Annotated in this window: 16 protein-coding genes; 9 read left to right on the forward strand and 7 right to left on the reverse strand. The window is 67.3% G+C overall.

The annotated features are described in order from the left end of the window. Nucleotides 1-97 precede the first annotated feature (97 nt). Together ACIQ67_RS04980 and ACIQ67_RS04985 are read left to right on the forward strand one after the other, a co-directional pair. A complete protein-coding gene (locus ACIQ67_RS04980) occupies nucleotides 98-679 on the forward strand; it encodes a sigma-70 family RNA polymerase sigma factor (RefSeq protein WP_397533252.1) in 582 nt (193 codons plus the stop codon). Next, nucleotides 676-876: a zf-HC2 domain-containing protein gene (locus ACIQ67_RS04985; RefSeq protein ID WP_397533253.1), complete on the forward strand. Its 201-nt coding sequence runs from the start codon at nucleotides 676-678 to the stop codon at nucleotides 874-876. Before ACIQ67_RS04980 ends, ACIQ67_RS04985 begins: the two co-directional genes overlap by 4 nt. Here ACIQ67_RS04985 and pcp read toward each other — a convergent pair. Then, nucleotides 873-1,517, reverse strand: coding sequence for a pyroglutamyl-peptidase I (gene pcp / locus ACIQ67_RS04990; protein WP_397533254.1), 645 nt, complete (start codon nucleotides 1,515-1,517; stop codon nucleotides 873-875). The genes ACIQ67_RS04985 and pcp overlap by 4 nt on opposite strands. Beyond that, entirely contained in the window at nucleotides 1,514-5,137 is a 3,624-nt protein-coding gene (locus ACIQ67_RS04995) for a hydantoinase B/oxoprolinase family protein (RefSeq protein WP_397533255.1), read from the reverse strand. Before ACIQ67_RS04995 ends, pcp begins: the two co-directional genes overlap by 4 nt. A 377-nt stretch (nucleotides 5,138-5,514) precedes the next feature. Between ACIQ67_RS04995 and ACIQ67_RS05000 the strand changes: the two genes are divergently transcribed. Both ACIQ67_RS05000 and ACIQ67_RS05005 read left to right on the forward strand, forming a co-directional pair. Next, nucleotides 5,515-8,049, forward strand: a complete 2,535-nt coding sequence (locus ACIQ67_RS05000; RefSeq protein WP_397533256.1) for an ATPase, T2SS/T4P/T4SS family — start codon at nucleotides 5,515-5,517, stop codon at nucleotides 8,047-8,049. 84 nt (nucleotides 8,050-8,133) lie between these two features. After that, on the forward strand, nucleotides 8,134-9,312 hold the full coding sequence (locus ACIQ67_RS05005; protein ID WP_397533257.1) for a GAF domain-containing protein: 1,179 nt from the start codon (nucleotides 8,134-8,136) through the stop codon (nucleotides 9,310-9,312). Nucleotides 9,313-9,337: 25 nt separating this feature from the next. On the opposite strand, the gene ACIQ67_RS05010 is transcribed toward ACIQ67_RS05005, so the two are convergent. The 3 genes from ACIQ67_RS05010 to ACIQ67_RS05020 are packed head-to-tail and all read right to left on the reverse strand — an operon-like array spanning nucleotide 9,338 to nucleotide 11,555. Further along, on the reverse strand, nucleotides 9,338-10,132 hold the full coding sequence (locus tag ACIQ67_RS05010; RefSeq protein ID WP_397533291.1) for a substrate-binding domain-containing protein: 795 nt from the start codon (nucleotides 10,130-10,132) through the stop codon (nucleotides 9,338-9,340). A gap of 29 nt (nucleotides 10,133-10,161) precedes the next feature. Next, a complete protein-coding gene (locus tag ACIQ67_RS05015) occupies nucleotides 10,162-10,851 on the reverse strand; it encodes an ATP-binding cassette domain-containing protein (protein ID WP_397533258.1) in 690 nt (229 codons plus the stop codon). After that, nucleotides 10,848-11,555: an ABC transporter permease gene (locus ACIQ67_RS05020; protein ID WP_397533259.1), complete on the reverse strand. Its 708-nt coding sequence runs from the start codon at nucleotides 11,553-11,555 to the stop codon at nucleotides 10,848-10,850. The genes ACIQ67_RS05015 and ACIQ67_RS05020 overlap by 4 nt, the downstream gene beginning before the upstream one ends. Before the next feature lie 144 nt (nucleotides 11,556-11,699). On the opposite strand from ACIQ67_RS05020, the gene ACIQ67_RS05025 reads away from it, so the two are divergent. Beyond that, complete coding sequence (locus tag ACIQ67_RS05025) at nucleotides 11,700-13,037, forward strand: serine hydrolase (protein WP_397533260.1); 1,338 nt, start codon at nucleotides 11,700-11,702, stop codon at nucleotides 13,035-13,037. Then, entirely contained in the window at nucleotides 13,034-13,633 is a 600-nt protein-coding gene (locus ACIQ67_RS05030; RefSeq protein ID WP_397533261.1) for a nucleotidyltransferase domain-containing protein, read from the forward strand. Before ACIQ67_RS05025 ends, ACIQ67_RS05030 begins: the two co-directional genes overlap by 4 nt. Nucleotides 13,634-13,637: 4 nt before the next feature. On the opposite strand, the gene ACIQ67_RS05035 is transcribed toward ACIQ67_RS05030, so the two are convergent. Continuing rightward, nucleotides 13,638-14,933, reverse strand: a complete 1,296-nt coding sequence (locus ACIQ67_RS05035; RefSeq protein ID WP_397533262.1) for a 3-deoxy-D-manno-octulosonic acid transferase — start codon at nucleotides 14,931-14,933, stop codon at nucleotides 13,638-13,640. After that, nucleotides 14,930-16,318, reverse strand: coding sequence for a phosphomannomutase/phosphoglucomutase (locus ACIQ67_RS05040; protein ID WP_397533263.1), 1,389 nt, complete (start codon nucleotides 16,316-16,318; stop codon nucleotides 14,930-14,932). The genes ACIQ67_RS05035 and ACIQ67_RS05040 overlap by 4 nt, the downstream gene beginning before the upstream one ends. Before the next feature lie 218 nt (nucleotides 16,319-16,536). Here ACIQ67_RS05040 and ACIQ67_RS05045 point away from each other — a divergent pair, with 218 nt between their 5' ends. From ACIQ67_RS05045 to ACIQ67_RS05055, 3 genes are all read left to right on the forward strand, one after another. Further along, nucleotides 16,537-17,670, forward strand: a complete 1,134-nt coding sequence (locus tag ACIQ67_RS05045) for a sensor histidine kinase (RefSeq protein WP_397533264.1) — start codon at nucleotides 16,537-16,539, stop codon at nucleotides 17,668-17,670. Further along, nucleotides 17,667-18,419: a LytR/AlgR family response regulator transcription factor gene (locus tag ACIQ67_RS05050; protein WP_397533265.1), complete on the forward strand. Its 753-nt coding sequence runs from the start codon at nucleotides 17,667-17,669 to the stop codon at nucleotides 18,417-18,419. The genes ACIQ67_RS05045 and ACIQ67_RS05050 overlap by 4 nt, the downstream gene beginning before the upstream one ends. 109 nt (nucleotides 18,420-18,528) lie before the next feature. Further along, nucleotides 18,529-19,284: a substrate-binding periplasmic protein gene (locus ACIQ67_RS05055; protein ID WP_397533266.1), complete on the forward strand. Its 756-nt coding sequence runs from the start codon at nucleotides 18,529-18,531 to the stop codon at nucleotides 19,282-19,284. The last annotated feature ends 18 nt before the right edge of the window (nucleotides 19,285-19,302 follow it).

A 19,302-nucleotide genomic window follows, 5' to 3' on the forward strand; every position in this document is an offset into this window, starting at 1 on the left:
AGCGTTCGACAGGGGGTCTGTCGCAGCTGCGGCGCCAGTCCTTACACTGCCCCTGAAAGATTTTTGCGGGATGTCCGCCACCTCCAGAAACCATCGAATGAGCGACTACGCCCAAGCCTTGCAATCGCTGCGTCCGCAGCTGCTGAAGTACGCGCGCTTGCAGCTGCGCAATCCGGCCTGGGCGGAGGATGCGGTCTCCGAGACCCTGCTGGCCGCGCTGGAAAAGCCGCAGGCCTTTGCCGGCCAGTCCCAGCTCAAGACCTGGCTGATCGGCATCCTCAAGCACAAGCTGATCGACCAGATCCGCCGCAACAGCCGCGAGATCAGCAGCAGCGCCAGCGACGACGACGGTGTTGATCTGGACGAGTTGCTGTTCAAGCCCGACGGCCATTGGCGCGAGGTGCCGCAGGACTGGGGGGACCCCGAGCAGGCGTTGCGGCAGCTCGAATTCATGAAGGTGCTTGAGGCCTGTGTGGATCACCTGCCCGGCCAGCAGGGCCGGCTGTTCATGATGCGCGAATGGCTGGAGTTGGATACCGAAGAGATCTGTAAGGTTCTGGCCATCAGCCCGACCAACTTATGGGTCATGCTGCACCGTGCCCGCTTGCGTCTGCGCGAATGCTTGCAGCTGAACTGGTTCTCAGGCGCGCCTGCGCCGATCGGAAGCTCTACGCCATGACGATCAAGCTACGCCGCAACTGCAAGGAAGTTACCCGCCTCGTGCTTCAGGCTGAAGAGCAGGCCCTGCCTTGGCATGAACGCCTCGCCGTGCGATTGCACATGGTGGCCTGCAAGGCCTGCCCACGCTTCGTCGACCAGGTGGCGCTGATGCGCAGGGCCAGCGAGCGCTGGCGGCGCTACTCGGAGACCGACTAGGAAATCTCGCCGCCGGCGAGGCGCAGATCAATCTCGGTCTGCCAGGCCAGCTCAAGCGCCAGCCGGGTGCCCTGCACCAGGGTCGCCAGCGGCAGGCTGGGCTGCCCTGGCAGACGTGCGGCCTGCGCGGGCAGGTAGGGGATGTGCATGAAGCCACTGCGCACGCCGCTGCCGGCCAGCTGGTGCTGCAGGCCGTAGAAGACATGGTTGCAGACAAAGGTGCCGGCCGTCTGCGAGACCGAGGCCGGCAGGCCTTCGGCGCGCAAGCCCGCCACCATAGCCTTGATCGGCAGCGTTGAGAAATAGGCCGCCGGCCCGTCCGGAACCACCGCCAGGTCGACAGGCTGGGCTCCGGCGTTGTCGGCGATGCGGGCGTCGTCCACATTGATCGCCACCCGCTCGATCGACAGATCACAGCGCCCGCCCGCCTGCCCAAGTGCCAGCACCAGGCCAGGACTGGTCTCACGAAGGGCCGCGCGCAAGGCTACAAGCGCTTGGCCAAACACGCAGGGCAGTTGCACCGCATGCACCCGCGCACCGGCGATCACTTCGCCATGCAAGGCGCGTGCAATTTCCCAGGACGGATTGATTGCCTCGCCGCCAAAGGGTTCGAAGCCCGTCAACAGAATCGTCTGCGTCATGCCTGCGCCTCTCCATAGCCACCGCCGCCCGGCGTCTCGATCACGAACACATCGCCCGCGGCCATCTCGACCTGGCCGATATGGCCCAGCGGCTCTATGCCACCATCGGCGCGCTCAACCCGGTTGAGCCCCGGCGCACCGGCCGCGCCACCGGCCAGGCCGAAGGCGCCGCTCTGCCGCCCGTTGCTGAGGATGGCCGCCTGCATAGGTTCCAGGAAGCGCACGCGGCGCACGCCGCCATCGCCACCGTGCCAGCGCCCAGCGCCGCCCGAACCCTGTCGGATCGCGTAGCTTTCCAGCAGCACCGGGAAGCGCATCTCCAGCACCTCCGGGTCAGTCAGCCGTGAGTTGGTCATATGGGTCTGCACCACGCTGGCACCAGCAAAGCCTGGCCCGGCCCCGGAGCCGCCCGAGATGGTCTCGTAGTACTGGTAGCGCGCATTGCCGAAGGTGAAGTTGTTCATCGTGCACTGGCTGGCCGCCAGCACGCCCAAAGCGCCGTAGATCGCATTGGTGACGCAGCTCGACACCTCCACATTGCCCGCCACCACCGCAGCCGGCGGGCGCGGGTTCAGCATCGAGCCCTCGGGCACGATCACCTCGATCGGCTTCAGGCAGCCAGCATTGAGCGGGATCTCGTCGTCCACCAGGGTGCGGAACACATACAGCACCGCGGCCATGGTGACGGCCTTGGGCGCGTTGAAATTGCTGTCCAGCTGCTCCGCCGAGCTGCCGCTGAAGTCCACTGTGGCGCTGCGCTGCTGGCGGTCAATGGTCACCGCGACGCGGATGCAGGCGCCATTGTCCAGCGCCAGCTCAAAGCGCCCGCCTTCGGCCAACCGGGCATCGAGCTTGGCGATGGCCATGCGCACGCTTTCCTCGGCGTTGTCCTGCACATGTCGCATATAGGCCTGCACGGTGTCCAGCCCGAACTGCGCCACCATCGCATGCAGCTCCTGCACGCCTTTCTCATTGGCGGCGATCTGCGCGCGCAGGTCGGCGATGTTCTGCGCCGGATTGCGCGAGGGCCAGCGGCCGCTGGAAAGCAACTCGGTCAGCTCGGCTTCGCGCAGGCGGCCCTCCTCGACCAGCTTGACGTTGTCCAGCAGCACGCCTTCTTCTTCGATGCTGCGTGAGAACGGCGGCATCGAGCCGGGGCTGATGCCACCGATGTCGGCGTGGTGGCCGCGCGAGGCCACATAGAACAGCACCTCGCCCTCGTCGGCGCTCCAGACTGGGGTGACAACGGTCACGTCCGGCAGGTGCGTACCGCCGTGGTAGGGGTCGTTCAACACATAGACGTCGCCCGGCTGCATCTGCGGATTGCGCGCGATCACGGTCTTGATCGACTCGCTCATCGAGCCCAGGTGCACCGGCATGTGCGGCGCATTGGCGATCAGCTGACCCTGCGCATCGAACAGCGCACAGGAGAAATCCAGGCGCTCCTTGATGTTCACGGAATAGGCGGTGTTCTGCAGGCGCAGGCCCATCTGCTCGGCGATGTTCATGAACAGGTTGTTGAACACCTCCAGCATCACCGGATCGACCGAGGTGCCCAGGGCCTTGGCGGCGCGGCGCGGCTGCACGCGCTGCAACTCCAGGTGATCGCGCCCGCTAAGGCGCGCCTGCCAGCCGGCTTCCACCACGGTGGTGGCATTGCGCTCGGCAATGATGGCCGGGCCGGCGATGCGCGCACCAGGTTGCAGGTCTTCGCGGCGGAACAGGCTCGCCTGCTGCCAGCCCTCGTCGCCATAGATGCGCAGCTGCGCATGGGGGGCCGCGTCGTGGTCGTCTACGGCCAGTTCACGCTCAGCCAGCGCCTCGCCAGGCCCAACGGCCTCGACCGAGACCGATTCGATCAGCAGCCGACGGCCCGGCATCAGGAAAGCGAAGCGCTGGCGGTAGGCCGCGTCGAAACCGGCCTGGACCTCGCTGATCGAGCCAAGCGGCACTGACAGGGCGGTATCGGTGCCTTCATAGCGCAGCTGCAGGCGCGGCAGCAGCCGCACTTGCTCCGCCGCAAAGCCCTGCTGCACGATCTCCTGCTGCGCCTCGTCGCCGATGCGCGCCAGCAGCGCTTGCGCTTGCGCCAGGCCCGCCTCGTCCAGCGCGCGCTCCAGCGCGGCTTCGCGCATCGCGATCTGGTCGGCCAGCCCCATTCCATAGGCCGACAGCACGCCAGCCAGCGGGTGCACGAAGACCCGGCTGATGCCCAGTGCATCCGCCACCAGGCAGGCGTGCTGGCCGCCAGCACCGCCGAAACACTGCAGCGTGTAGCGGGTGACGTCATAGCCGCGCGCCACCGAGATCTTCTTCACCGCATTGGCCATATTCGCCACCGCGATCTGCACAAAGCCCTGGGCCAAGGCTTCAGGCGTCAGCGCGCGGCCCGTCTTGGCACCCACCTCGTCGGCCATGCGCGCAAAACGCTCGCGCACGACCTGCTCGTCTAGCGGCTGATCACCCTGCGGGCCGAACACCTGCGGAAAGAAGCCGGGCTGGATCTTGCCCAGCATCACATTGGCGTCCGTCGTGGTCAGCGGCCCGCCACGTCGGTAGCAGGCCGGGCCGGGATTGGCGCCCGCCGACTCCGGCCCGACGCGCAATCGCGCGCCATCGAAGCTGAGGATGGAGCCGCCACCGGCGGCCACCGTGTGGATGCTCATCATCGGCGCGCGCATGCGCACGCCAGCCACCTGGGTCTCGAACGCCCGTTCGAACTCACCGGCGTAATGCGACACATCGGTGGAAGTGCCGCCCATGTCGAAGCCGATCAGGCGCGAATGGCCGCCCGATTCCGCCGTGCGGACCATGCCGACGATGCCGCCGGCCGGCCCAGACAGGATGGCGTCCTTGCCCTGGAATTGCTCAGCCCGCGTCAGGCCGCCCGAGCTCTGCATGAAGTACAGCGGCACGCCCGGCATCTCGCGCGCCACCTGCTCGACATAGCGGCGCAGGATCGGCGACAGATAGGCGTCCACCACCGTGGTGTCGCCGCGCGAGACGAACTTCCACAGGGGGCTGACTTCGTGCGAGACCGAGACTTGCGTGAAGCCCAGCTCGCGCGCCAGCGCGGCAGCGGCCTGCTCATGCACCGTGTAGCGGTAGCCGTGCATGAAGACGATGGCGCAGGCATGGATGCCCCCCGCCAGTGCCTGCTGCAGCTGCAGGCGCAGCGCTGCGAGGTCGAGCGCTGACAAGACACGGCCATCCGCGGCGACACGCTCATCAGCCTCGATCACGTGGCTATACAGCAGCTCGGGCAGCACGATGTGGCGGTCGAACAGACGTGGCCGGTTCTGGTAGGCGATGCGCAGCGCGTCGCGGAAGCCGCGCGTCGTCACCAGCACGGTAGGGTCGCCCTTGCGCTCCAGCAAGGCATTGGTCGCCACCGTCGTGCCCATCTTCACGCACTCGACCCGGTCAGCCGGGATCAGCGCATCGGCAGGCAGGCCCAGCAGGCGGCGCATGCCGGCGACGGCCGCGTCGCGGTACTGCTCGGGGTTCTCGCTCAGCAGCTTGGCCGTGGCCAGGCTGCCGTCCGGGCGGCGCGCCACGATATCGGTGAACGTGCCGCCGCGGTCGATCCAGAACTGCCAGCGCTCCACTTCGAAACTCATGCGATCTCTTTCATTGCAAAACCTCATCCGGACCCGACGAACCGGCGATGCTGCGCGCTGCGCTGGCCGATCAGATGGGCCTGGGCAGTGTAGATGGGGCCCTGCGACAGCCGCGCACCGCCGGGCCTGCCGACCCTGGTCGACATCGGCATCGTGGTGCGCCATGGCCTGCATCGGCCACCTGGGTGGCCCGGTAGTTGATGCATCAGGTGTGACGGAAGGCACATCCGCATGCCATCGGCAAGGAAAATGGCTCGCGACAGCGGCGCTGTTCGCCCTCACACCTGACCTGATTTGCGTCTAAGCTCCGCTTTGCACAGTGCACTTGGCTGGGAGTCCGGTGCCGCCTGCCCACGACAAAAACTCGGAGTTCATTGATGCACGATCTGTCCGCGCCTCTCGACTGGCCTCAAGGCGCATCGCCCCCGAAGCGCGATGCCGCCGGCGCTCAGCATCAGACCGTCTTCATGTGGCCGACGCCGCCGTATGCGGCCTACCCTCAGCCCAGCGCCCAGGCCGGTTCCGAGCCCTGCGAGATCCTGGGCCTGAACAACAGCCGCACCGTCGGCTTGATGATCCTGATGTCGCCGGATGAGCGGCTGGCCCAGGTCAATGTGCCGCCGGCGCGCAATCCGATGCCGCTGAAGTTCGCCCAATTCCGCGCCCTCAAGCTGTTGCGCCCGGTGGCCGCCGCGCCGCGCGAAGCGGTCGCGTTTGACGACCCGCTGCCGCTGGACCAGCGCCCGCGCCATCCGTTCAAGCTGAAGTTCCAGGGCGGCGGCGAGCTCAAGGGTTCGACCATCGGCCATTTCCAGGATGAGCTGGGCTTTTACCTGTTTCCGCCCATCGGGGACGCCGAGGATTCGGTGCAACGCGTGTTCGTGCCGCGCGAGGCTCTGGTCAGCTTCGAGATCGGCGAGCGCATCGGCGACCTGCTGGTACGTGAGCAGGCGGTCACGCATGAGCAGATCGAGGCGGTCGCGCGCGAGCAGCAGGACCTGCGCAGCCGCCGCGTCGGCGATATCCTGGTCGCCAAGCAGGTGGTCAGCGCCGAGCAGCTGCTGCAGGCCATCGAGCAACAGGCCAAGATGCCCATGATTCGCATCGGCGAGGCCCTGCTGGCGCTTGAGTTGATCACCCAGGAGCAGCTTGACGAGGCCCTGGTCCAGCAACGCGAAGACCGCTCGGTCCCGCTGGGCCAGTTGCTGGTGCGCAAGGGCGTGGTGACACGCCAGCAGCTGCAATCGGCGCTGGCGCGCAAGATGGGCTATCCGCTGGTCGATGTGGAGCACTTCCCCGTCGAGGCCGACGCGGTGCGCAAGCTGCCTTTCTCGGTGGCCAAGCGCCTGGAGGTGCTGCCGCTGGTGATGCGCGATGGGAAGCTGATCGTCGCGATGGAAGATCCGACGCGGCGCGACGCGATCGACGAGGCCGAGTTCATCACCCAGCTGAAGGTCGTACCGACGCTGACCAAGGTCGGCACGTTGGCCTATTCGCTGGGACCGGTCTACGACCGCTTCGGCGGCGAGAGCCAGGGCGCCAGCGAGCTGCGCCTGTCCGCGACGCAACTCGACTTCGAGCCAGACACCGCCAACAAGCTGATCGAGACGCTGGAGCGTGAAGGCCAGGAACACTCGATCCGCGAGGACGACACGCCCATCGAGCAATCGGACAATTCGCTGGTACGCCTGATCAACTCGATGATCATCGAGGCGCATTCCCAGGGCGTGTCCGACATCCATATTGAGACCTACCCAGGGCGCGAGAAGCTCAAGATCCGTTTCCGCCGTGATGGCGTGCTGCACCCCTATCTGGAGCTGCCCTACACCTACCGAGCTGCCATGATCGCCCGCATCAAGATCATGTGCGATCTGGACATCTCCGAGCGCCGCAAGCCGCAGGACGGCAAGATCAACTTCTCGCGCTTCTCGTCGCAGCACAAGCTGGAGTTGCGGGTCGCCACCATCCCGACCAACAACAATCTGGAAGACGTGGTGATGCGCCTGCTGTCTTCCGCGCGACCCATTCCACTTGAGAAGCTGGGCCTGTCAGCCAGCAATCTGAGCAGGCTCCAGGCCGCGGTGGCCCGCCCCTATGGCATGGTGCTGTGCGTCGGGCCCACCGGCTCGGGCAAGACCACCACGCTGCACTCGGCACTGGCGCATATCAACACGCCTGAGCGCAAGATCTGGACGGCCGAGGACCCGGTGGAAATCACCCAGGCCGGCCTGCGCCAGGTCCAGGTCAACCCGAAGATCGACTGGACCTTCGCCAAAGCCCTGCGCGCCTTCCTGCGTGCCGACCCAGATGTGATCATGGTCGGCGAAATCCGCGATGAAGAAACCGCTGAAATCGCCGTGGAGGCCTCGCTCACCGGCCACCTGGTGCTGTCAACCCTGCACACCAACAGCGCCGCCGAGACGGTCACGCGACTGCTGGACATGGGCATGGACCCGTTCAACTTCGCCGATTCGCTGCTCGCCGTGTTGGCCCAGCGCCTGGTGCGCCGCCTGTGCACCAGCTGCCGCATCAGCGAGCCGATGCCGGAGCCAGAACAACAAGAGATCCTGGACGACTACCTGCATGTCTTCTCGGACGAGCACAAGCCCGACCGTGCGGCCCTGCTGGCCGAATGGCAGAAGGGCTATGGCGAGGGTGGGCAACTCAAACGCTACCGCAGCACCGGCTGCGCCAAGTGTGAGCACACCGGCTTTAAGGGGCGCGCGGGCCTGCACGAGCTGCTCGCCGTCTCCAAGGAAGTGCGACGTCTGATTCAGACGGGCGCGCGGGCCGAGGAAATCATGGTGTGCGGCCTCAACGAAGGTATGCGCACCCTGCGCCAGGATGGCCTCGTCAAGGTGCTGGCTGGCGTCACCACGCTGGCCGAGGTGCGGGCCACCAGCAACAACTGATCGCGCCAGTGATAATGCCTCGACCGGGTGGCGGCCCCATTCGGTCGGAGTCGCACGGGCTCCACCTTTGCTCCGGAGCCCAAGATGGTTCAACGCCCGACCCCTGCGCCAACGCAGGCATCTGCATCACGTGCCCTGGTTGACGCGCAGCATGCGCAGCTGATTGCCGCTTCGCACGAGCGTTGCCAGGCCTTCGGGCTGAGCGAGCACAGCACGCCTGACCTGAGGCGGCTCAAGCCCGCCGGACTTCACGACGTGCAGCAGCGCAATGCGCGCCTGTGCGCGCAGGCCCTGCCGGTCATGGACATGCTCTACGAGCAGCTGACGCATGCGCAGAGTATGGTGCTGCTGACCGACGCCAGCGGCTGCGTGCTGCATGCATTGGGTGATGCTGGTTTCCTGGAGCGCGCGCAGCAGGTGGCGCTGACCCCCGGCGCACTCTGGGCCGAGGCCGACAAGGGCACGAACGCGGTCGGCACCGCGCTGATGACCGAGTCGGCCACGCTGGTGCATGGCCAGGAACACTATCTGCGCGCGATGCAATTCCTTACCTGCTCGGCCGCCCCCATCTTCGACCACAAAGGCGCGCTGCTAGGCGTGATCGACGTCTCCGGCGAACGGCGTTCCTACCACCCGCACACCCTGGCACTGGCCACCATGTCGGCCCGGCTGATCGAAAGCCAGTGGTTTGCTGATCGCTTCCGCCACAGCACCCGGCTTCATCTGCACAGCAACCCCATGGGACTGGGCACGCTGCACGAGGCACAGCTGGCGCTGGACGAGGATGGCCGGATTCTGGGCGTCAACCGTCGCGCGATCGACATGCTCGGCCTCTCGGCCACGGCCTTGCGGCGCGAAAGCCTGGAGCACCTGTTCGGCTGCAGCCTGGGTGCCTTGGCGCAGCTGACCCGTGCCGAGCCCGATCGGCCCCAACGCCTTAGCCATGGCGCCCGCCCTGGCGAAGCGCTCTATGCCAAGCTCAGCCTCCCGATGGGCGGCCTGGACCTGCAGCGTGCGCAGACCCGCCGGGAGTTGCATGAGCAGCCAACGCCCAGCCCCACCCTCCCCGCCCTGGGCGCCGCGCCCGCAGCCTCAGCCGCTGCGACAGCGCTCGCTGCCAAGACGCCTCCCAGCCTGCGTCAGACCGAGTTGCATGCCATTGCTGCTGCGGTCGAAGCCGCAGGCGGCAATCTGTCGGCAGCGGCCCGGCAGCTGGGCATCGGCCGAAGCACGCTGTACCGAAAACTGCGCGCGCTTGGCTGAGCGGCCACTGGCCTGCGGCAGAGCCTCAGTCGGTGCGACCGAAGAACAGCTGCTCGCCGCCGATGCGGTAGGACGCGATCGCGGCCTGGCCGGCCGGTGAGGTCACCCAATCGGCAAAGGCCTGGGCTTCGACGTGCTTGACATGCGGGTGCCGGGCCGGGTTCACGACGATCACGCCGTAAGGGTTGTTCAGGCGCTGGTCGCCCTGTACCAGCAGCACCAGCTCGCCGCGGTTCTTGAAGGCCAGCCAGGTGCCGCGGTCGGACAGCAAATAGGCGCCCGTGGCAGAGGCCATATTGAGCGCCGGCCCCATGCCGCAGCCGCACTCGCGGTAGCTGCCGGCCTGGCGCAGCGGGGTCAGGTCTTGCCCAGCCAGTGACCAAAACCGCAGCTCGGCCGCATGCGTGCCGCTCTTGTCGCCGCGCGAGATGAAGGGGGCCGAGCGGGCTGCGATGCGCGCCAGCGCCTGGGCGATATCGCTGCCCTTGGCGCCGGCCGGGTCGGACGCCGGGCCGATCAGCACGAAATCGTTGTACATCACGGGCAGGCGCTTCAGGCCCCAGCCATCGGCCACGAAGCGGGCCTCGGCGGCCGGATCGTGGACGAACACCACATCGGCATCGCCGCGGCGCGCCAGATCCAGCGCCTGGCCCGTGCCCAGCGCCACCACCTTGACCGTGATGCCGCTGGCCGCGGTGAAGCGCGGCAGCAGGTGGGCAAACAGGCCCGACTGCTCGGTCGAGGTGGTCGAGGCCATCACCAGGCTGCGCCCTGTGTCAGCCCTCGCCAGCGCGGGCAGCAGCAAGCCCGGCAGCAACAGCACCAGGGCCCAACGTCGAATGGTCTTGATCACAGCAACTCCCCCTTCAGAAACAGCGCCGCCTCTTCGGGCAGGGCTTGATTGAAAAACTCCTTTGTCGGCCGGTCGACGATCACGCGCCCACCCTCCAGATAGAGCACACGCGTGGCCAGGCGCTTGGCCTGGCCGAGGTTGTGCGTGCTCATCACCAGGCTCATGCCCTCATCGGCGAACTGCTGGATCAAGGCCTCGACCTCGCGCCGCGCGCCGGGGTCCAGATGCGCGGTAGGTTCGTCCAGGAACAGCAGCTCGGGCCTCAGCGCCCAGGCCCGCGCCAGAGCCAGGCGCTGGCGCTGGCCGCCCGATAGCTCACAGGCATTGCGCTCGGCATCGCCAGCCAGGCCCACACGCGCCAGCGCGCTGCGCATGCGGGCTTCGCGCTCGGGGCCAGGCACCCGCGCCAGCCACAAGGGCAGCAGCAGATTGCGCCGCACCGAAAGGTTCAGAAAGAAGGGTTGCTGGAACACCATGGCCTGGCGCGGCTGGCCATGCAGCTGCCTGCCGGGGCTGTCCAGCAGGCCATGCATCAGGCGCAGCAGCGTGGTCTTGCCGGCGCCATTGGCACCCACCAGCGCCAGGCGCTCGCCGCGCGCTAGGCGCAGCGTGGTCGGGGCCAGCAACTGATGCTTTCCGTGGCGAACGCTGCAGTTGCGCAGCTCGATCAGCGTCTGGTCAGTCATGCCGCGCTCATCCCCTGTCCCTTGCGGCGCAGGGCCGCCGAAATCAGGTTGAGCAGGCCCACCACGAGCAACAGCACCAGGCCCAGGGCCAGGGCCAGCGGTAGGTCGCCCTTGCTGGTCTCCAGCGCGATGCTGGTGGTCATCACGCGGGTGAATCCCTCGATATTGCCGCCGACGATCATCACCGCGCCCACTTCGGAGATGGCGCGGCCGAAGGCCGTCAGCAGGATCAGCAGCACGGCGCGTCGCCCATGCCACAGCAGCAGCGCAGCCCTCAGCATCGGCCCGGCGCCCAAGGAGCGCAGCTGCTCGCCACCTTCGGCCAGCGCGTCATGCAGCTGCTGGCGGCTCAGCGCCGCGATCACCGGAACCACCAGAATGGCCTGCGCCAGCACCATGGCGCTGGGCGAGAACAGCAGACCCAGCGAACCCAGCGGGCCTGAGCGTGACAGCAGCAGATAGACGCACAGCCCCACCACCACCGAAGGCAGGGCCAGCAGCGTGTTCGTCAGCAGCGCGAGCCAGCGCAAGCCCGGCCAGCGCCCGACGGCCAGCCAGGCGCCCAGCGCCAGGCCTAGCCCGGAGGCCAGCAGGCAGGCACTGCCGCTGACCAGCAGCGACAGGCTGACGATGCGCAGCAAACCTGCATCCAGGTTCAGCACCAGGGCCAGCGCCTGCTGGGCACTTTGTGCAATGACGCTCATGAGAGGCGGACAGGTCTAGAGAGGAACATGCGACTGCTATTCTGGCGCAGCGCCAGTCGGCAGCGTCTCAGGGGGAGGCTCACGATGACTCAGAGAACAAGCACACGCGCCGCACAGCGGCCAAACCGACAGCGGCGGCGGCTGATGCTCAACAGCCTCGCTGCCCTGCCCACTTTTACGTGGCTGCCGAAGGCAAACGCGCAGGCCAGCCCCATCCAGGACGCGCTGAACCAGCGGGTGAAGGTCCAGGGCGTAGGCTACCAGGCCTTCGAGCTGGATGTCGCCAAAGGCCTGGCACTGGCCGGCGCCGGGAAAGTGCCGCCGGTCGATCAATCCGGCCTGTTCGAGATCGGCTCCATCACCAAGACCTTCACCGCCTTGCTGCTGGCCGATGCCAGTCTGCGTGGCGAGTTGCGTCTGGACGATACGCTGGAGCCGGTGCTTGACCTGCCACTGCGCGACAAGAGCGGCCAGCCGCTGCGCTGGATCGACCTGGCCACCCACCGCAGCGGTCTGCCACGCCTGCCTGCCAATCTGCTGCCGCGGCGCGGCGACGATCCCTATGCCGATTACGGCTGGGCCGATATGCAGATCTTTCTGCGCAGCTGGCAGCCCGCACGCGCTCGCGAGGAGCGTTATGAATACTCCAACCTCGGCTACGGGCTGCTTGGGCAGGCCCTGGCGCTGCGCAGCGGCAAGCCTTTCGAAGCGCTGCTGGCCGAGCGCGTGCTGCGGCCGCTGAAACTGGACGGCATGGTGCTGGCGCCGCCGCCAGGCACGCTGCTGGCCCAGGGTCATGACGCGGCCGGCAAGCCGGTGGCGCCCTGGCGCTTCCAGCCGGCGATGGCCGGCGCCGGCGCCCTGCTCGGCTCGGCGAGCGATCTGGCCGCCTATGCCCGAGCCGCGCTGGGCCAGACCCCGGGCAAGCCGCTGGCCGAGGCCTTTGCGCTGTGCCTGCGCCGCCATGCCGACGGCGCTGCACCCATCAACCCGATCGGCCTGGCCTGGAACCTCGCTCCACTCAACGGCCGCACCGTGTTCAACCACGACGGTGGCACCGGCGGCTTCTCCAGCTCGCTCTGGCTGGATCCTCAGCGCGGCCGTGCCGCCGGAGTGCTGGCCAATGCCATGGTGCCGGTCAGCGATCTGGCGCTGCATCTGCTCGACCCCTCGGTGCCGCCCAAGGATTTCGCCAGCACCCAGCAAGCGGCGCTGACGCTGCCGCCCGAGCAACTGGCACCGCTGGCCGGCCTGTACGCGCTGAACAGCAACTTCAAGCTGCGCATCACGGCGCGCGGCGAACGCCTGTTTGCGCAGGCCAGCGGCCAGGGCGAGTTCGAGCTGTTTGCCAATGCACCACGCCAGTTCTTCGCCCGCGTCACGCCGCTGGAGATCGTCTTCGATGGCGAGGCCGGTAGCGCGGCGCCCGCGCTGACGCTCAGGCAGAACGGCGGATCCATGCGTTTCGCACGCGAGCCATGAACACCTTGCAGTCGATAGCGGACGCACTGCGTACACAGGGAGCCCCGGATTCACAGCTGCGACGCATCCGGGCGCTGCACGAATTGGCGACCCAGGAAACCGCCTTGCGTGCCATCTTCCTGGTGGGATCCTTCGCCAAGGGCACAGGGCATCGCATCTCCGACCTCGACCTGGTCGCTCTGGTCGACAGCGGGCATGAGCAGCGCATACTCGATCTGGCCGAGCCCTGGCTGGACGAAGGCACGCCACGGCTCAATCACTTCGCGGGGCGGCATCGCGAGATTGGCGCCTTCCGCAAGACGGTCTACCTCGATTTCAGCAGCGTGGAGCTGCACACCTTCCGGCGCGATGCAGGCTTCCGCCTGTACCAGCCCTACCTGACCGTGTGGGATCCGGAAGATTTGGCCGCCGGCTGCAAGGCCGAAGGCGAGCCGATCAAGCACGAGGACTTCGAGCCTTACGAGTATGGCGACACCGGCCTGATCTGGGAGCTGGTGGACTGCATCAAATGGCTGGCACGCGGGCGTACCGAGCTGGCCAAGCGCTATTTGGTGCGTCTCGGCCAGAAAATCGAGCGCAGCGGCCTGCGCAGCTGATAAGTCAGCGCGCCAGCAGACCGGCGATGGCCTCGGCCATGCGCGCCGCCGCGCCGCGGTGCTCGGCCGCGAAGGCCTGCGCGGCCTGCTGCATCGCCAGGCGCTGCGCTGCATCAGCGCACAGGGTCAGGCCTTGCGTGATCGCTGTTTGCAGATCATCCACACGCCGCGCGGCTCCGGCTGCCAGCGCCAGCTCGGCGGCCTCGGCGAAGTTGAAGGTGTGCGGCCCCAGCAGCAGCGGGCAGCCGCAGGCCGCGGCCTCGATCAGGTTCTGGCCGCCCAGTTTCTCAAAGCTGCCGCCCAGCAGGGCCACATCGGCCAGGCCGTAGTACAGCGGCATCTCGCGCATCGAATCGCCCAGCCAGACATCGGCGCCAAGCGCCGCCTCCGGCGGGGAATCGGTCCAGCTGCTGCGCCGCGCCACTCTCAGGCCCTGGGCTTCGATCAGCGCGGCCACTTCATCGAAACGTTGGGGATGGCGCGGCACGATGGCAAGCAGCGGTCGTCCCTGCACCGGCAGCCGAGCCCAGGCGGCAAGCAGCGGCGCCTCCTCGCCCTCGCGGCTGACAGCGAGCAGCAGCACTGGCCGATCAAGGCCGGCGCGCCAGGCCTGGCCCTGCGCCAGCAAGGCCGCATCAGGCTGCAGGTCGTACTTCAGATTGCCGCAGATTTGTACCTCGCCCACGCCGGCCTGACGCAGGCGCTGTGCGTCCGCCTCGCTTTGCGCCAGCGCCAGCCTCAGGGCCTCGGCAGCCGGGCGCAGTAAGGCGGCAAAGCGTTCACCCTGGCGCAGGCTCTTGGCTGACAGACGCGCATTGGCCAACACCATGGGAAGGGCGGCGTTGCGCGCTTCATGCTGCAACGTCGGCCAGATCTCGGTTTCCATCAGCACGCCGATGGCCGGCTGCCAGCGCTGCAGAAAGCGGCGCACCGCGCCCGGTGTGTCGTAGGGCAGCCAGGTCTGCGCGTCACCCTCGCGCAGCAGCTCGCGGCCGGCGTCAAAGCCGGTGGCAGTGCTGTGTGTCAGCAGCAGGCGCAGGCCCGGATGACGTTCTCGCAATGCGGCAAGCAGCGGCGCTGCCGCCCGTGTCTCACCGAGCGAGACCGCATGCAGCCACAGGCGGCCCGGCTCGCTGGGCGCATAGGCCAGGCCCAGCCGCTGCGCGATTGCATGGCGGTACAGAGGCTCGGCCTTGCCGCGCCGCCACAGGCGCAGCAGATAGACCGGGGTCAGCAGACGCAGCAGTGCGCCATAGGCCCAGCGGGCCAGGCGCTGCTTGACGGGCTCAGCCGCGATCAATGGCCTGCGGCAAAGGTGGCGTCAGGCTTCACACGCTTGAGCTGGGCCAGCACATCGTGCTCGATGCGCGCCAGCGCCTCAGGCGTGTGGCCCTCGAAGCGCAGCACCAGCACCGGCGTGGTGTTGGAGGCACGGATCAGGCCGAAGCCGTCGCTGTACTCGACGCGCAGGCCGTCGATCTTGATGACCTCCAGCGCGCCCGGGAACTCGGCCGTCTCCTGCAGCGTGGCCACCACGCTGTGCTGCTCGCCTTCAGCGCAGGGCACGTTGATCTCGGGCGTGGCAAAGCTGTTGGGCAGCGCGTTCAGCACCGCACTCGGGTCCTGCTCGCGCGACAGGATCTCCAGCAGGCGCGCTGCGGTGTACATAGCATCGTCGAAGCCGTACCAGCGCTCGGCGAAGAAGATATGGCCCGACAGTTCGCCAGCCAGCGGCGCACCGGTTTCCTTCAGCTTGGCCTTGGCCAGCGAGTGGCCAGTCTTCCACATCAGCGGGCGGCCGCCATGCTCGCGGATCCAGGGTGCCAGGCGCTGCGTGCACTTGACGTCGAAGATGATCTCGGCGCCCTTGTTGCGGCTCAGGATGTCGGCCGCGAACAGCATGATCTGCCGGTCCGGCATGATCATCGTGCCGTCCTTGGTGACCACGCCCAGGCGGTCGCCATCGCCGTCGAAGGCCAGGCCCAGCTCGGCATCGCAGGCATGGACGATCTTCTTCAGGTCTTCCAGATTCTCGGGACGTGAGGGATCGGGGTGGTGGTTGGGGAAGTCGCCGTCGACCTTGGAGAAGATGTCGATCACCTCGCAGCCCAGCGCGCGCAGGATCGCCGGCGCGCTGGCGCCCGGGATGCCGTTGCCGCTGTCCACCACGATCTTCATCGGGCGCTTGAGCTTGCAATCCGACACGATGCGATGCTGGTATTCGGCACCGATATCCATCACGCCGATGCGGCCCTTGCCGGTGGCGTAGTCCTCGGCCTCGATACGGCGGCGCAGGCCCTGGATCTGCTCGCCGTAGACGGCGGCCCCCTGCAGCACCATCTTGAAGCCGTTGTAGTCCTTGGGGTTGTGGCTGCCGGTCACCTGGATGCCCGAGCTGCAGCCGTGCTTGGCGCGCGTGGCTGCCACGTAGTAGAGCATCGGCGTAGTCACGGCGCCCAGGTCCACCACGTCCAGACCGGTCGAGCGGATGCCGCGAGCCAGGGCCTCCACCAGGCCCGGGCCTGACAAGCGCCCGTCGCGCCCCACCACCACGGCCTTCTCGCCCAGGGCCTTGGCTTCGGTGCCGAAGGCACGGCCCAGATGCTCGGCCAGCGCTTCGTCGAGCGTCTTGCCAACGACGCCGCGGATGTCATAGGCCTTGAAGATGGAGGCTGGTACTTGCATGGGTTCCCTTATGTGTCGCTTGGGTCGCCGGCACCGCAGAGGCGCCGGTTGGAGCTGCGGGATTGTAGGCAAGCCGGGTTACATGCCGGTCTCAAGCCTATCCCTGATTGCGGTGGCGCAATTCGTCGCGCCCTCTGTCGATTCGTCGCCGGCCCGCAGCCTCACCGGGTCAGCCCGTCTAGGCTGCGAAGCATCCAAGCCCGACACTGCTGCAAGCCATGTCCATTCAAAGTCTGCAACAAGACCTCGCTTACGCCCTGAGCCGCTACTTTCACCTGCACAAGCGGCGGGACGAACCAGCCTGGGCGCGGCTGCTGATCAGCAGCGCCTTCGGCCTGTTCTTCCCGACCTTCTTCATTAGCCTGGCGGTCGTGTTCGGTCGCGTGAATGTGGGGCTGTCGACGCTGCTGTTCAGCTACGCGATGGGCCTGTTCATCGCCTTCAGCATCCACTGCTTCTACCGCGCCTTCGAGCGGCTGGTGCCGGAGCCGACGCTGCAGCGGCTGAACCGCGGCGAACTGAAGGCGGGGGTCTTCTTCGCGGTGGTGCCCATCGCCATCATGCTGCTGAGCTTCTGGATCTTCATCCAGCTGGCCCGCGTGCTGACCGAGGTGGAGATCAGGAACACACCGTTTGACTCGACACGTGCCATCGGCCAGTTCCTCTTTATCAGCCTGGTGTTCGCGCTGATCGGCACCTATCTGGCCTGGCAGGCGGCCAAGCGCCGCAGTCTGCAGCTGCAGGCCACCGAGGCGCAGCTGCTGCGCATGCAGGCCCAGATCGAACCGCATTTCCTGTTCAACAGCCTGGCGGCTGTGCAGAGCCTGATCGACCCGGCGCCCGAACGCGCCAAGCAGATGCTGGAGCATTTCACCGACTATCTGCGCGCCAGCCTGCAGACGCTGCGGGCCGAGGTCTGCACCTTGGAGCAGGAGCTGCAAGCAGTGCAAAGCTATCTGGGCCTGATGCAGATCCGCATGAACGAACGCCTGAGCTTCGAGATCGAGGCCACGACTGAAGCCAGGCAGGCCATGCTGCTGCCGCTGCTGCTGCAGCCGCTGGTGGAGAACGCCATCAACCACGGGCTGGAGAGCAAGCCTGACGGCGGCCATCTGCGCATCAGCGCCAGCGTTGCCGATAGCGCATTAACTATTCAGGTGCTTGACAATGGCCTGGGTCTGGCCGCACCGAAGCACCGCGCCCGACACGGCAACGGCCTGGCACTGAAGAACATTCGCGAGCGCCTGGCTGCCCGCTACGACGATGGCGCCGCGCTCGACCTCGATCTGACCGACACCGGCTGCTGCGCCACGCTGCGCCTGCCCCTTGAGAAGGACCTCCCGCAACCATGACCCGAGCCCTGATTGCCGACGACGAACAGCACCTCGCCCGTTACCTGCAGGAGCAGCTGCTGGCCTTGTGGCCCGGGTTGGAGATCGTTGCCCTGGCCCGCAACGGCCTGGAGGCCGCAGGCCAGATCGAGGCGCTTCAGCCCGATGTGGCTTTCCTGGACATCCAGATGCCGGGCCTGACCGGCCTGGAAGTGGCGCAAGGCATCGAAGGGGCGACCCGGGTGGTCTTCGTCACTGCCTATGACGAGTACGCGCTGCAGGCCTTCGACCAGGCGGCGCTGGACTATGTGCTCAAGCCGATCAAGACCGAGCGCCTGGCCCAGACCGTCAAGCGCGTGCAGGCTGCGCTGGCGGCGCCGGCCGCCGAACCGGGCCCTGCCCTGGCGCAGGCACTGCAGCGCATGGCGCCGGCGCCGGCCCAGCCGTTGCTGCGCTGGGTGCGTGCCAGCCAGGGCGAGCTGACCCACCAGATCGACGTGGCCGAGGTGCTGTTCTTCCACGCCGACGAAAAATACACCTGCGTGCAGACGGCTGAGGCGGAGTACCTGATCCGCACCTCCATCGTCGAGCTGCTGCCGCAGCTGGACCCGGCGCAGTTCTGGCAGGTGCACCGCTCGACCGTCATCAATCTGGCCCACCTCGCCGGCACGCGGCGCGACGAGGCCAGCCGCCTGCTCCTGCGCTTCAAGCGCCATGAGCGCGAGCTGCCCGTCAGCCGTGCCTATGTGCATCGATTCAAGGCCATGTGAAGCACTTGGGCGCGCCCGGGCTCGGTGCTAGAGTTACAGCCCCAAAAAGGGGAGTCTGAAAGGCCGGGTACGCCAACAGGCCGGCAGCGAACAACCTTGAGAGGCCGTGATGGATCGACGTGATTTTCTGGAGCGGCTGGTCGTGCTGGCGCCGGCTCCGGTCCTCGCTCCCCAAGCCGCCCAGTCCAGCGTCAGGATCGCGGACGATGAACTCCAATGGGTGGCCGGTGATCTGCCTCCTTTCGCCTGGCAGGCCGGTGACGGCAGTGCACAGGGCTACGCGCACGACCTGGCTTTGGCGATGAGCCAGAGGCTGGGGCGCCCGGGTCGGGTCAGCTTTTACCCCTGGGCCCGGGCCGTCAAGATGACGAGCGAAGGCAGCCGGTTTGGCGTATTTCCGCTTGCCCGCACGCCGGAGCGCGAGCACCGATTCCGCTGGCTCATCCCGCTGATGCGCGTGCAGTACACGCTTGTCGGCCGGGCAGAAGACAAGCCGATGACGCTGGACCAGTTGCGGCGCTCGCCGATCGGCGTGCTGCGCGGCTCGCCCATCGTCAGCAACTTGCAGAACGAGGAGTTCAGCAACATCCGTGAGGCGAAGGACTACAAGGACCTGCTGCGCATGCTCAATGAGAAGAGCCTGAAAGCCATCTATGCGGGCGCGCCGATGCTGCAGGCGGCGATCGATGAGTATGGCCACAATCGCGCGGCCTACATCACCCACACGACCTTGGGCGAGGCGACCTTGTACATGGGCGCCTCTCTGGGCCTGCCCGAAGCCGAAGCCGAGCGCTGGATCAAGGCCTATCAGCAGCTGCAGGCCGACGGCAGTGTCGCGCGGCTACAGCAGCGCTATCTGCGCTGAAGAGGAGGCGTTCGGCGA

Origin of the sequence: Roseateles sp., from assembly GCF_044373315.1 — a bacterium.
In the GTDB taxonomy this organism is placed as follows: domain Bacteria; phylum Pseudomonadota; class Gammaproteobacteria; order Burkholderiales; family Burkholderiaceae_C; genus JACDQM01.

Bases quoted from the DNA above. Each gene is read 5' to 3' on its own strand.
- ACIQ67_RS04980 (WP_397533252.1), top strand. From the start codon at position 98: ATGAGCGACTACGCCCAAGCCTTGCAATCGCTGCGTCCGCAGCTGCTG.
- ACIQ67_RS04985 (WP_397533253.1), top strand. From the start codon at position 676: ATGACGATCAAGCTACGCCGCAACTGCAAGGAAGTTACCCGCCTCGTG.
- pcp (WP_397533254.1), bottom strand. From the start codon at position 1,517: ATGACGCAGACGATTCTGTTGACGGGCTTCGAACCCTTTGGCGGCGAG.
- ACIQ67_RS04995 (WP_397533255.1), bottom strand. From the start codon at position 5,137: ATGAGTTTCGAAGTGGAGCGCTGGCAGTTCTGGATCGACCGCGGCGGC.
- ACIQ67_RS05000 (WP_397533256.1), top strand. From the start codon at position 5,515: ATGCACGATCTGTCCGCGCCTCTCGACTGGCCTCAAGGCGCATCGCCC.
- ACIQ67_RS05005 (WP_397533257.1), top strand. From the start codon at position 8,134: ATGGTTCAACGCCCGACCCCTGCGCCAACGCAGGCATCTGCATCACGT.
- ACIQ67_RS05015 (WP_397533258.1), bottom strand. From the start codon at position 10,851: ATGACTGACCAGACGCTGATCGAGCTGCGCAACTGCAGCGTTCGCCAC.
- ACIQ67_RS05020 (WP_397533259.1), bottom strand. From the start codon at position 11,555: ATGAGCGTCATTGCACAAAGTGCCCAGCAGGCGCTGGCCCTGGTGCTG.
- ACIQ67_RS05025 (WP_397533260.1), top strand. From the start codon at position 11,700: ATGCTCAACAGCCTCGCTGCCCTGCCCACTTTTACGTGGCTGCCGAAG.
- ACIQ67_RS05030 (WP_397533261.1), top strand. From the start codon at position 13,034: ATGAACACCTTGCAGTCGATAGCGGACGCACTGCGTACACAGGGAGCC.
- ACIQ67_RS05040 (WP_397533263.1), bottom strand. From the start codon at position 16,318: ATGCAAGTACCAGCCTCCATCTTCAAGGCCTATGACATCCGCGGCGTC.
- ACIQ67_RS05045 (WP_397533264.1), top strand. From the start codon at position 16,537: ATGTCCATTCAAAGTCTGCAACAAGACCTCGCTTACGCCCTGAGCCGC.
- ACIQ67_RS05050 (WP_397533265.1), top strand. From the start codon at position 17,667: ATGACCCGAGCCCTGATTGCCGACGACGAACAGCACCTCGCCCGTTAC.
- ACIQ67_RS05055 (WP_397533266.1), top strand. From the start codon at position 18,529: ATGGATCGACGTGATTTTCTGGAGCGGCTGGTCGTGCTGGCGCCGGCT.